The organism is Streptomyces sp. NPDC057280 (assembly GCF_042668605.1).
GTDB lineage: Bacteria > Actinomycetota > Actinomycetes > Streptomycetales > Streptomycetaceae > Streptomyces.
In genome coordinates, this window is the sequence record NZ_JBHUYR010000001.1 from 1457750 (window position 1) to 1469051 (window position 11302).

An 11302-nucleotide genomic window follows, 5' to 3' on the forward strand; every position below is an offset into this window, starting at 1 on the left:
GCGTAGCCGACGGTGCCGTCGCCGAGGGCGGCGATCTTCTTGGCGTCGGCGCGCAACTCCGCCCAGGTGGCGGGGGGTTGCTCGGGGTCGAGCCCGGCCTTCTCGAACAGTTTCTTGTTGTAGATCAGGCCCATCGAGTAGCCGGTGCGCGGGATGCCGTAGATCTTGCCGTCGACGGTGTAGATGTCGCGCAGTTGCTGCTGGATGGTGTCGTAGCTCTTCAACTCCTTGACGTACGGCGTGAGATCGGCCGCCTGGCCGATGTCGACGACGTGTCTGGCGTCGGTGAAGTACGTGTAGAAGACGTCCTCCATCTGGCCGCCGGCGAGCTTGGCGTCGAAGGTCTTCGGGTCCTGGCAGGGGAAGGCGTCGTGGGCGACGACGTCGATGGTCGGGTTCTGCTTCTCGAAGGAGGCGATGTCCGCCTCGAAGAACGAGCGGTCGACCTTGGCGCTCTTGGGCGGCATGCAGTTGACCGTGATGCGGGTCTTGCCGCTCGCGGAGTCCTCGTCGCCCGACCCGCAGGAGGTCAGGGCGAGGGCGAGCGAACAGACGCTGAGCGCGACGGACGTACGGCGGAACCCGGTGCTTCTCATCGGTGGAACCCCTCTGGGCAGGAGCGGTGGGCGGGGCACACTCAAGCACCGGCGACATCCGTCCGCAAGATGTCGCACACAATCTGAAATTATTTGACAGACAGGAGGATCTCAGGGACGGGACGGTGGTGCCGTCGAGCCCCGCACCACCAGCTCGGGCTCGAACAGCAGCTCCTCACGGGCTACGAAACCGCCGTTGATCTGTGTGTTCAGCAGTTCCACGGCCGCCCTGCCCATGGCCTCGATGGGCTGCCGGACGGTGGTCAGCGGTGGCTCGGTGCAGTTCATGAACGCCGAGTCGTCGTAGCCGACGACCGACACCTCGGAGGGGACGTCCAGGCCCTTGCGGCGGGCGGCCCTGATGGCGCCGAGCGCGAGCGGGTCGCTGGCGCAGATGATGCCGGTGACGCCCCGGTCGATGAGCCGGGAAGCGGCCGCGTGCCCGCCCTCGATGGAGAACATCGCGCGGGCGACATGCTCCTCGGGCAGCTCCCCCACGGCCCGCGCGGCGGCCAGCTTGCGCGCCGACGGCACATGGTCGGCCGGCCCCAGCACCAGCCCGATCCGCTCGTGCCCCAGCGAGGCGAGGTGCCGCCAGGCCTGCTCCACCGCCACCGCGTCGTCGCAGGAGACCCCCGGGAAGCCGAGATCCTCGATGGACGCGTTGACCAGCACCACCGGGATCTTGCGGTCCGCGAGCAGCCGGTAGTGGTCGTGCGGGGCGTCGGCCTGCGCGTACAGCCCGCCGGCGAAGACCACACCGGACACCTGCTGTTGCAGCAGCAGCTCCACGTAGTCCGCCTCGGAGACCCCGCCCGTGGTCTGCGTGCACAGCACCGGTGTCAGCCCGAGCTGGGCGAGCGCGCCGCCGATGACCTCGGCGAACGCCGGGAAGATCGGGTTCTGGAGCTCGGGCAGCACCAGGCCCACGAGCCGCGCGCGCTCACCGCGCAGCTGCGTGGGCCGCTCGTAGCCGAGCACGTCCAGGGCGGACAGCACCGCCTGCCGGGTGGACTCGGAGACTCCCGGCTTGCCGTTGAGCACCCGGCTGACCGTGGCCTCGCTGACCCCGACCTTCTTCGCCACCTCGGCAAGTCGTCGCGTCATGCGCGCAAGAATAGCGCAAGAAATGCAAGCCGCTTGCATGCTGGCGAAAGCCCGTCGACAGCGAGCGCCCGGTGCCTCAGACCCGGCTGCCGGTCGCCGTGTCCGCCGACAGCCGCTGGGCGACGTAGATCGGGATCACCGACAGCAGCACCAGCACCGCCGCCACCACGTTGACCACCGGCGCCTGCTGGGGCCTGGTCATGTTGTTGAAGATCCAGATCGGCAGGGTCTCCACGCCAGGTCCCGCGGTGAACGTGGTCACCACGATCTCGTCGAAGGACAGCGCGAAGGCGAGCAGCCCGCCCGCGAACAGCGCCGAGCGCACGAGCGGGAAGGTGACGTCGGCGAAGGCGCGGAAGGTGTTCGCGCCGAGGTCCATCGCCGCTTCCTCGTACGAGCCGGAGGTGCGCCGCAGCCGGGCGACGACGTTGTTGAAGACGACGACGATGCAGAAGGTGGCGTGCCCGACGACCACCGTGAACAGCCCGAGGCCCACCCCGAGCGGCTCGAGTACCGTGCTGAAGGCCGAGTTGAGCGCGATGCCCGTGACGATGCCGGGCAGTGCGATCGGCAGGACCACCACGAAGGAGATCGCGTCCCGGCCGAAGAACCGGTGCCGGGCGACGGCGAACGCGATCAGCGTGCCCAGTGCCAGGGCGATCGCCGTGGCACCGAGTCCCGCCTTCACGGACGTCCACAGCGCCTCTCGCGCACCGGAGTTGCCCCAGGCCACCGACCACCAGTGCAGGGTCAGTCCGGACGGCGGCCAGCCCGCGCTCCGGTCGGGGTTCAGGGAGTTGACGAGGACGAGCAGCAGTGGCACGTAGATCACCACGAAACCGAACCCGGCGGCGACGCGCAGGGCGGTCCGCGCGGAGCGGGACAGTTGCACGGGGGCTCCTCTACAGACTGCTCAGGGCGCCCGTGCGCCGCATCGCCAGCAGGTACAGCACGATGACGACGACGGGGACCGTGCCGAGGGCGGCGGCCATGGGCAGGTTGAGTTCGATGTTGGAGTAGACGAGATTGCCGATGAGCTGGGTCTTGCCGCCGACGATCTGCACGGTGATGTAGTCACCGAGGCTGAGGGAGAACGTGAAGACCGACCCCGCCGCCACCGACGGCAGCACCATCGGCAGCACGACCGACCGGAAGGTCCGCCAGCCCTTCGCCCCCAAGTCGGCGGACGCGTCGAGGAGGTTGCCGGGCAGTTGCTCCAGCGCGGTGTGGATCGGCAGGATCATGTACGGCAGCCAGAGGTACGTCAGGGTCAGCACCGCCGCCGTCAGCCCGTACCCCGGCCCGCCCAGCCCGAACGGCTTCAGCATCCAGTCGGCGAGCCCGCCCTCGGAGAGGATGAGCCGCCAGGCGTACACCTTGACCAGGTAACTCGCCCACAGCGGGGTGAGGATGGCGACGACGAGCAGCGGCCGCCACTTCGGCTTCGCGACCCGTGCGGTGTAGAAGGCGAGCGGGAACGCGATGACCGCGCACAGGGCGGTGACGGCCAGGGCGACACCGATGCTTCGCAGGATCACCTGCCGGAAGACCGGCACGGTGAACAGCTCGTGGAAGTTGTCGGTCGACCAGACCTTCACGACTTCCGACGTGAAGGAGTTCGTCGTCCAGAACGCGGAGACGAACAGCACGCTGAGCGAGCCGAGATAGAGCACCGCGAGCCACAGCAGCGGGGCGGTCAGCAGGAGGGTGAGCCGGAGGCGGGGGCGCCGGTGCAGCGCCCCCGCGGTCCGTGTGATCAGGGCCATGCGTCAGCCCTTGATCTCGGTCCAGGCCTGGACCCACTTCGCGTACGGCACGCACGTGACGTCGGTGCGGCCGTCCAGGCACTGCTCGATGGGCGTGTTCCAGAAGGCGATGTTCTTCCAGTAGCTCTCGTCCGCCGCGTGGTAGGTCGTGCAGAAGTTCTCGTCGCTGGTCAGGTCGCAGGCCTTGGAGTTGGCCGGTGCCTCGCCGAAGTACTCGGCGACCTGGGCGTTGACCTTCGGGGAGACGATCCAGTCCAGCCACTTGTAGGCGCAGTTGGGGTGCTTGGCCTTGGCGGAGACCATCCAGGTGTCGGACCAGCCGGTCGAACCCTCCTTGGGGACGAAGGCCTTGACCTTGGCTCCCTCGTCGGCGGTGAGGTTGGCGATGACCTGCCAGGTGGTGCCGACGACGGAGTCACCGCTCTTGAAGGCGGAGATCTCCTTGAGGTAGTCGCTCCAGTACTCACCGATGTTCGCGTTCTGCTGCTTGAGCAGGTCCACGGCGGCGTCGAACTGCTTCTGGTCCAGGGCGTACGGGTCCTTGATGCCGAGGTCGGGCTTGGTGGCCTTCAGGTACAGGGCGGCGTCGGCGATGTAGATGGGTGAGTCGTAGGCGGTGACGTGGCCCTTGTACTTCGAGGCGTCGTCGAAGACCGCGGACCAGGAGGTCGGGGCCGGGGTGACCTTCTCGGTGTTGTACATCAGCAGGTTGGCGCCGCGGCCGTGCGGGATGCCGTACATCTGCCCGTCGACGGAGTTCCAGTCGCCGTCCTTCAACCCGCTGTAGATGTCTTGGTAGTTGGGGACGAGGGAGGTGTTCACGGGGGCCGCGTCACCCGAGGCGATGAGGCGCAGCGAGGCGTCGCCGGAGGCGGAGACGGCGTCGTACTCCCCCGTCTTCATCAGTTTGACCATCTCGTCGGAGCTGGCGGCGGTCTTGGCGTTGACCTGGCAGCCGGTCTGCTTCTCGAAGTCGCTGACCCAGTCGACCTTGGGGTCGTTGGAGCCGTCCTCGACGTATCCCGCCCAGGCGATGAGGTTGACCTGGCCCTCGGTACTGCCGAGCTTCGAAGGGGCTTTCAGGTCAGGGGGGTTGAGGCCGGTGGCCGAGGCGCCGCTGCCGTCGTCGGAGGATGCGCAGGCGGTGGCGGCGAGGAGCAGTGCGGCGACGGCTGCCGCCGCCTTGAGGGTAGAGCGCACGACGTACTCCATACGTGAGGGGACGAGCGGGGCTGGTCAGTCGGGGACGGGCACGGCCACGGCGTGCCGGCGGTGCCACTGCAGGCGCACCCGGGTGCCGCGGTAGGCGGCGACGTCCTCGGAGGAGGTGTCCAGGTTCTGCTGGAGGGCGGTGAGGCGGCCGCCGACGTCGAGGTCTACGAGGAAGCGGGTGGCGTCCCCGAGATAGACGACCTCGGCGACGGTGCCGACGGCGGTGGCGTGCTCGGGCTGGTCGGCCTCGGCCGACTCCTTGAGGACGCGGATCTTCTCCGGGCGGATGCTGTAGGTGCCCGGGCTGCCGACGATCCGGTGGGCGGACTCTCCCTCCAGGAGATTGGAGGTGCCGACGAAGGACGCGACGAACGGGGTCGCGGGGCGTTCGTAGACCTCGGCGGGGGTGCCGACCTGTGCGATGCGGCCCTGGTGGAAGACGGCGATGCGGTCGCTCATCGTCAGGGCCTCCTCCTGGTCGTGGGTGACGAAGACGAAGGTGATGCCGACCTCGCGCTGGAGCGCCTTGAGCTCGACCTGCATCTGCTCGCGCAGTTTGAGGTCGAGGGCGCCGAGCGGTTCGTCGAGCAGCAGGACACGGGGGCGGCCGACGAGCGCGCGGGCGAGGGCGACACGCTGTCGCTGCCCTCCGGAGAGCTGGGAGGGCCGCCGCTTGCCGAAGCCCTCGAGCCGCACCTCCGCCAGGGCTTTGCGCGCCCGCACCAGCCGCTCCGCCTTGGGCACCTTGCGGACCTTGAGCGCGTAGGCGACGTTCTGCTCGACGGTCATGTGCGGGAACAGGGCGTAGTCCTGGAAGACGGTGTGCACGTCCCGCTCGAACGGGGCGAGCCCGGTGACCTCCTGCCCGGCGAGCTCGATCCGGCCGGCGCTCGGGGCCTCGAACCCGGCGATCATGCGCAGGACGGTGGTCTTGCCGGAGCCGGAGGGGCCGAGCATCGAGAAGAACTCGCCGTCCCGGATCTCCAGATCGACCCCGGCCACGGCGGTCGTCTCCCCGAACGACTTCCGCAGACCCTGCAGCCGGATCGCCATTCCCTCCATGGGCGGGAACCTTCCTGGTGCTCTCGTGCGTTGACCTATCGACCGGAAACATATGAAGTCATAGTTCAAAGCTCAAGGCCCCCTTAGGGTAAAGCTTGAGTCAATGAGCAAGGTGGTGGCCGTGAAGCAGACGCAGATGAACGGCGGCGCCCGGAAAGCCGTCTTCGCCCCGGTCGACAGCCGGGCGCGGGTCGACGCCGTGGTGCGCCGGATCGGCGACGCCATCGAGCTCGGCCTGCTCGCCGACGGCGAGCAACTCCCGGGCGAGACCGAGCTGGCGGGCCAGCTCGGCGTCTCCACGGTCACGCTGCGGGAGGCCCTCATGGCGCTGCGCCAGCAAGGCCTGGTCACCACCCGCCGGGGTCGCGGCGGCGGCTCCTTCGTCTCGCTCCCCGAGGTCCCCGGCGAGGAGCGCCTCAAGGTCCGGCTGCGCGGCTGGAGCACCGAGGAACTCCGCGACCTCGGCGACCACTGGGCGGCCCTGTCCGGCACGGCGGCCCGCCTCGCCGCGGACCGCACGGAACCCGACGACCTCGCCCAACTCCGCCGTACGGCAGAGGAGTTGACCCAGGCAGCGGACGCGGCGGCGCGCAGCCGGGTGTACGGCCGTTTCCACGTCGAACTCGCGGCGGCGGCGCAGTCCGCCCGCCTCACCCGGGAGCAGGTGGCCCTCCAGACCGAAGTGGGAGCGCTGCTCTGCCTTGTGCTCGGGGACGACGAATATCGTGAAGAGGTCTCCGAGCGACTCCGATTCGTAATCTCGGCCGTGCAGGATGGGGCCCACGAATTGGCCAGGGAACAGGCCGAGCGGTGCGTCCGGGAGTCGGCGTCGCGGCTGATCGCCCTGCGTCTGACGCTGTAGCCGCACCGCTCGCGAGGTCCCCGTCCGCTGGAGGGCAGCCATGAGCCTCGCGACGGCAACGCTCGGCAAGGCACCGGAGGAATCGGTCGCGGCCCGCGTCCGCTCCACGCTGGAGGCCGTGTTCGACGCGGTCTCGGCGACCCGCGCCGACACCGCGGCCCTGCTGGCCAGGGTGGCCGCCGCGGGCCGCCGCCCGGCGACCGTGGACCTCGCTGCCCTGCGCCCCGGCCTGCACGACCGCCTGGCGCGCGACGAGTTGGTGTCCGGCGTCGGCTTCGTGGCCGCCCCGGGCCTGCTGAGCGACGTACCGGCGTGGCTGGAGTGGTGGCAGACGGGCTCCGACGGCGACGTACGGCCTCTGCTCCTCGACCTCGACCCCGAGCACTCGGCGTACGCCGACTACACGCACTGGGACTGGTTCGCGCTGCCCCGTGACACCGGGGAGCGGGCGGTGGCGGGGCCGTACGTCGACTATCTCTGCTCGGACGAGTACAGCCTCACCCTGTCCGCGCCGGTGCTGGTCGAGGGCCGGTTCGCCGGGGTGGCCGCCGCGGACGTGTATCTGCGGCACTTCGAGGCGGCCGTCATGCCGATGCTGCGCCGGCTGCCCGGCCCGGCACGGCTGGTGAACGCGCGGGGGCGGGTGGCGGCGTCCACCGACCCGCGCCATCTGGTGGGCTCGCTCAGCAAGGGCCCGGATTTCGCGCGGGTGTTGGGGACCGGCCGGCCTGAGCGGACGGGCGGGGTGCGGCTGGTGCCGTGCGACGGGGTGCCGTTGGTGCTGGTGAGCACGGATCAGGGGTGAAGGGCCCTTGGGACACCGGCCGGATCACCCCTTGGGACACCCGCGTCGCCCCGTGGGACACCCGCGTCGCCCCGTGGGACACCGGCGGATCACCCCTCCGCCGCGGGGACCACCCTCAGGTGCGCGGTCGACCGGCGCGTCCCCCGCGCACGTGCCGGGGCGCGCCGCGTCTCGCGCAGGACCAGGGTGAGCCGGGTGTGTCCGAGGTCGCGCAGGGTGTCGGGCGTCTCGTCGACGACCCGGCACTCGGTGGCGCCCCAGCGCGGGTCGGGGTGCAGCAGCGGCCGGACGGCGCCGTCGTGCGCGAAGGCGCGCTCGCCGACGACCCTGATCCAGTGCGGCAGTCCGTGCCGGTAGGCGGCGTCCATGATGGGGTCCTGGGCGATGTCCCGGCGGATCGCCTGCAGGGCGTGATCATGCCCGTCCCGCTCCACCGCGGCGGCGAAGTGGGCCAGCATCGGCAGACACCAGCTCGACTCGTGCTCCCCGAGCACGGTGCCGGCGTCCGGGTGGAAGAGCACGAATCGCAGGAAGTTGTCGTCCGGCATGGCGGTCGGATGCGGACCCACACCGCGGAAAAGTGACGCGAAAGCAGCGTTGGACAGCACCACGTCCCACCGCTCGTCGAGCACGAACGAAGGAAAGGGAACGGCTTCCAGAAGGGTGGCGTAGTCCTGGAGATACGCCCGGGCCTCGGAACTGTCGGGGACGGCCCGCGGCTGCGGCCGCTGCCCTCCTGCCTGCTGTGCCATCGGGAGGTCACCCCTCTTGCCTATGCGGCCACGCGCGTGGCGCCCTGATCCTGCTGCCCGGACGCGAGCGGTGTCAACTATCGTGGCATTTCGTGACGGTTGACGGCTGAAATTGGCCACAGTTGTGGCGAGACCTGGATGTGCGTTCGAACAACGGCTACTCTCCCGGGAGTTCACGGCAACCGCTTGTGTTGAGCTGCTTGTGAGAAGCCTGTGAGAGACGTAGGAGATCTGGCGGTGGCGGATGGCTTCGCGAGTCCGGGTGCCCCGGTGACGGCTGCGCTGCCGGCCGTCGTCGCTCGCGTCACCGCACTCGCCGACCGGCTCGGTGTGCCGCACGCGGAGGTCTTCCACACCGGCCGCCTCTCGGTGGCCAGCGGTGTCCCCGAGCCCGTGGTCAAGGCCCTGCTCAGCGGCCGCCCGGCCGGCGAGCCGGACATCCAGGCCCGCTTCCTGCAGCGCCTGGACCTCCTGCGCCGCACCCGTCTGAAGCCCAACGGCCGCAAGTACACCCAGCAGGAGATCGCCGACGGCGCCGGCATGTCGCGCCAGCAGGCGGGCGCCCTCATCAACGGCGACCGGCGTCCCACGATGGAGCACTGCGACGCCATCCAGCGCTTCTTCCGGGTCCACGCCGGTTTCCTCACCGCCGAGGACCCCGAGGCCCTGGCCGGCGCCCTGCAGCGCACCGAACAGGATCTCCTGCAGAAGCTGGCCGACCGTGAGAAGGAGGCGGTCGCCACCGCGGGCGACCCGCTGGAGCAGCTCCTCCAGGACCACGGGGTCCGCGGAATCGCCTGGCGGGCCGCACAGCTGCCCACCGACCAGCATCGCGACAAGGTCGCCGAATGGCTGGACATGCTTCTGGAGAGCGTCAAACGGCCCGAGTCGTGAGCCGGGGGTTAACTGTGGGCATCGGTAGGGAAATGCGCCGCCTGTGCGGCGAGCTGGTCGCGGAGCTGCCCTTCCCGGCCCCCGCGGCGCATCCCACGGAGCTGTACACGGCCCTCTGCGCGGCGATGAGCCGGCGCCGCGGCCGCCCGGTCCACTTCCGTACGGCGGCCTTCCCGGTCGGCACCGCCAGCGGCCTGTGGCTGGACATGGCCGAGCAGGACCTGGTGGTCGTCGAGGAACGCACCGCCCCCGACCACCAGTTGGTCATCCTCGGCCACGAGCTGTGGCACATGCAGGCCGGTCACAGCAGCCACCATGTCGAGGGCGCCGCGGTGGCGGCCCGGATGCTCAGCGACGACGCCGACCTCAGGGCGGCCGTCCTCAAGGTCGTCGCGCGCAGCCGCTTCGACCAGGAGGACGAGCAGGAGGCCGAGCGCTTCGGCCTCCTGCTGGCCAGCAAGTGCCGTACCTGGCTAGCCGGTTCGTCGGTACGGGGTCCGGTGCAGCGGGACCGTCTGGCGGGCCGTATCGAGGCGTCGCTGGGCTATCTGGGCCCGCAGAACTGAGGACGCCCGCGGCGCTCACGTGGCGCTGCGCTCGCTCGCCTCCCGCAACTCCCGCTCCACGGCCCGCTCGCGGAGGCTGCCCGCCCGGGCGGCAGCCGTCCCCGGCCGCCCCTCCCGCAGCAGCTCCCGCCAGTGCTCCCGGCTCCAGTCCGCCGGCGCGGTCTCCCTCGTGAACTCCTCCACCAGCGCCACGAACCGCCCCGGGTCCGCGTGGAACGGGAAGTGCCCGGCGCCTTCGAAGATCTCCAGCCGGCTCCCCGGCATCGCCTCGTGCGCCCCGAAGGCGTGCCGCACCGGCACCACGCTGTCCCGGTCGCCCCACAGCAGCATGGTCGGCATGCCCTCGGTGAGATAGCACCGGTCCAGCATCGTCACGACCTGCCCCCGCCAGTCCACGACGGCACGCAGGGTCCGGATGAAGGCGTTGCGGGAGGTCTCGTCGGGCAGCGCGTCGACCAGGTTCAGCAGATCGGGCGCGTCCTGCCCGAGGTCCGTGTCCATGGCCTTCATCATCCGCACCGCGAGCCCCACTTGGAGCCGGGCTCCCGGCAACCGCAGTGCGGACAGCATCAGATGGGCGCCGGGCAGGGAGACCAGCCGCAGCACCGGATTGACCTCGCGGCCCACGCCGCCCGCGCTGACCAGGATCAGCCGCTCGGTCCGCTCGGGGAACTGGTAGGCGAACTGCATCGCCACGCCCCCGCCCAGCGAGTGCCCCACCAGGGTCGCCGACTCGATGCCGAGCGTGGTGAGCAGGTCCCGCACCCCGTTGGCGTACGCGGCCACCGAGTAGTCGGCGCGGGGCTTGTCCGAGGCGCCGTGCCCGAGCAGGTCGGGGGCGATGACGGTGTGGGTGCGGGCGAGGTCGGGGATGAGTTCGGCCCAGGTGGCCGAGGAGTCCCCGATGCCGTGGATGAGGACGAGGGCCGGGCCCTCGCCGGCCATGCGGAAGGCGCGCCGGTAACCGTGCACCACCCGGTACTGCAACTCGAGTTCGCCGTCACCCACCGAGCGCAGCCTCACCGTGCGCGCGGGGGGCCGATGCGGGACGTCGACCACGTACGTGCCTCCCGTTTCCGCAGCCGCCCGCCCGGCCGTTCCTGGCCGCCGGGTGCGACTGAAAGCCCTTCCACTCCAGCCTAGAACCCTGTTCCCACCCTCGATTTCGATCAGGTTTCGCCTCGGCTAAGCGGGCGAACGGACGTGGGGCGGGACCGGATTGTCAGTGGTGGTTGGCAAGCTGGAGTCGGGCCTCATTGGCGGGGCCGACCGACGAGCCGACTTGGGGAGAGCCGACCGATGCCCACCGCCGTACTCACCGACCGCGAGCGCACCGCAGTGCAGGCCTACCTGCGGCTGCTGCACACCGTCCGGGCCGCGTTCGACGGTCCGCCGGACGGCAGGCGACCACCCGTCGTGCCGCCCGCCGTCCTCGCGGAGGCGGAGCAGGCGCTGGCGGAGGCGGGCCTCGCGGGCAATGAGGAGGCCTTCTTCCGGCTGCTCCAGAACTGGTGTCCGCCGGCACCCTGAGGAGCCGGTCGCCGGCCGGCCGACGCGGACCCGTCGGGGGGGGGGGGGGGCGGGGGGGGGCGCCCCCCCCCCCCCCGCCCCCCCCGCCCCCCCCCGCCCCCGCCCCCGCCCGCCCCGCCCCCCCCCCCCCCCCCCCCCCCCCCCCGCCCG

At 70.8% G+C, this 11302-nt stretch carries 13 protein-coding genes; 5 read left to right on the forward strand and 8 right to left on the reverse strand.

From position 1 onward, the window contains the following. From ACFUO4_RS06720 to ACFUO4_RS06745, 6 genes are all read right to left on the reverse strand, one after another. A partial coding sequence (locus tag ACFUO4_RS06720) for an ABC transporter substrate-binding protein (protein ID WP_383480519.1) occupies window positions 1-596 on the reverse strand: 596 nt, incomplete at its 3' end. A gap of 111 nt (window positions 597-707) precedes the next feature. Continuing rightward, a complete protein-coding gene (locus ACFUO4_RS06725) occupies window positions 708-1703 on the reverse strand; it encodes a LacI family DNA-binding transcriptional regulator (protein WP_079307679.1) in 996 nt (331 codons plus the stop codon). Window positions 1704-1779: 76 nt separating this feature from the next. Continuing rightward, the gene (locus ACFUO4_RS06730) at window positions 1780-2595 is read right to left on the reverse strand and encodes an ABC transporter permease (protein ID WP_079307681.1); all 816 of its coding nucleotides are present in this window, start codon (window positions 2593-2595) and stop codon (window positions 1780-1782) included. Window positions 2596-2605: 10 nt separating this feature from the next. Then, window positions 2606-3469, reverse strand: coding sequence for an ABC transporter permease (locus ACFUO4_RS06735; RefSeq protein ID WP_383480522.1), 864 nt, complete (start codon window positions 3467-3469; stop codon window positions 2606-2608). Window positions 3470-3472: 3 nt separating this feature from the next. Next, on the reverse strand, window positions 3473-4681 hold the full coding sequence (locus tag ACFUO4_RS06740; RefSeq protein WP_383480524.1) for an ABC transporter substrate-binding protein: 1209 nt from the start codon (window positions 4679-4681) through the stop codon (window positions 3473-3475). 24 nt (window positions 4682-4705) lie between these two features. After that, complete coding sequence (locus ACFUO4_RS06745) at window positions 4706-5743, reverse strand: ABC transporter ATP-binding protein (protein WP_383480526.1); 1038 nt, start codon at window positions 5741-5743, stop codon at window positions 4706-4708. Between the two features lie 103 nt (window positions 5744-5846). Here ACFUO4_RS06745 and ACFUO4_RS06750 point away from each other — a divergent pair, with 103 nt between their 5' ends. Then, window positions 5847-6605: a FadR/GntR family transcriptional regulator gene (locus ACFUO4_RS06750; RefSeq protein ID WP_079307687.1), complete on the forward strand. Its 759-nt coding sequence runs from the start codon at window positions 5847-5849 to the stop codon at window positions 6603-6605. Between the two features lie 40 nt (window positions 6606-6645). Continuing rightward, entirely contained in the window at window positions 6646-7410 is a 765-nt protein-coding gene (locus tag ACFUO4_RS06755) for a cache domain-containing protein (protein WP_383480528.1), read from the forward strand. 89 nt (window positions 7411-7499) lie between these two features. Here the strand turns inward: ACFUO4_RS06755 and ACFUO4_RS06760 are convergent, their stop codons facing one another. Beyond that, entirely contained in the window at window positions 7500-8162 is a 663-nt protein-coding gene (locus tag ACFUO4_RS06760; RefSeq protein ID WP_383480530.1) for a hypothetical protein, read from the reverse strand. A gap of 237 nt (window positions 8163-8399) precedes the next feature. On the opposite strand from ACFUO4_RS06760, the gene ACFUO4_RS06765 reads away from it, so the two are divergent. Together ACFUO4_RS06765 and ACFUO4_RS06770 are read left to right on the forward strand one after the other, a co-directional pair. Further along, window positions 8400-9056 carry a helix-turn-helix transcriptional regulator gene (locus tag ACFUO4_RS06765; protein WP_079307691.1) on the forward strand — a complete coding sequence of 219 codons (657 nt, stop codon included), beginning with the start codon at window positions 8400-8402 and terminating at the stop codon, window positions 9054-9056. Window positions 9057-9088: 32 nt separating this feature from the next. Further along, complete coding sequence (locus tag ACFUO4_RS06770; RefSeq protein ID WP_079307693.1) at window positions 9089-9622, forward strand: toxin-antitoxin system, toxin component; 534 nt, start codon at window positions 9089-9091, stop codon at window positions 9620-9622. Between the two features lie 15 nt (window positions 9623-9637). Here the strand turns inward: ACFUO4_RS06770 and ACFUO4_RS06775 are convergent, their stop codons facing one another. Next, window positions 9638-10681 carry an alpha/beta fold hydrolase gene (locus tag ACFUO4_RS06775; RefSeq protein WP_383480532.1) on the reverse strand — a complete coding sequence of 348 codons (1044 nt, stop codon included), beginning with the start codon at window positions 10679-10681 and terminating at the stop codon, window positions 9638-9640. 240 nt (window positions 10682-10921) lie between these two features. Here ACFUO4_RS06775 and ACFUO4_RS06780 point away from each other — a divergent pair, with 240 nt between their 5' ends. Next, a complete protein-coding gene (locus ACFUO4_RS06780; protein WP_079307695.1) occupies window positions 10922-11152 on the forward strand; it encodes a hypothetical protein in 231 nt (76 codons plus the stop codon). The last annotated feature ends 150 nt before the right edge of the window (window positions 11153-11302 follow it).

Excerpts from the sequence above, each read along its gene's own strand:
- ACFUO4_RS06750 (WP_079307687.1), top strand. The coding sequence starts at position 5,847 with ATGAGCAAGGTGGTGGCCGTGAAGCAGACGCAGATGAACGGCGGCGCC.
- ACFUO4_RS06780 (WP_079307695.1), top strand. The coding sequence starts at position 10,922 with ATGCCCACCGCCGTACTCACCGACCGCGAGCGCACCGCAGTGCAGGCC.
- ACFUO4_RS06745 (WP_383480526.1), bottom strand. The coding sequence starts at position 5,743 with ATGGAGGGAATGGCGATCCGGCTGCAGGGTCTGCGGAAGTCGTTCGGG.
- ACFUO4_RS06770 (WP_079307693.1), top strand. The coding sequence starts at position 9,089 with ATGCGCCGCCTGTGCGGCGAGCTGGTCGCGGAGCTGCCCTTCCCGGCC.
- ACFUO4_RS06755 (WP_383480528.1), top strand. The coding sequence starts at position 6,646 with ATGAGCCTCGCGACGGCAACGCTCGGCAAGGCACCGGAGGAATCGGTC.
- ACFUO4_RS06740 (WP_383480524.1), bottom strand. The coding sequence starts at position 4,681 with ATGGAGTACGTCGTGCGCTCTACCCTCAAGGCGGCGGCAGCCGTCGCC.
- ACFUO4_RS06735 (WP_383480522.1), bottom strand. The coding sequence starts at position 3,469 with ATGGCCCTGATCACACGGACCGCGGGGGCGCTGCACCGGCGCCCCCGC.
- ACFUO4_RS06760 (WP_383480530.1), bottom strand. The coding sequence starts at position 8,162 with ATGGCACAGCAGGCAGGAGGGCAGCGGCCGCAGCCGCGGGCCGTCCCC.
- ACFUO4_RS06725 (WP_079307679.1), bottom strand. The coding sequence starts at position 1,703 with ATGACGCGACGACTTGCCGAGGTGGCGAAGAAGGTCGGGGTCAGCGAG.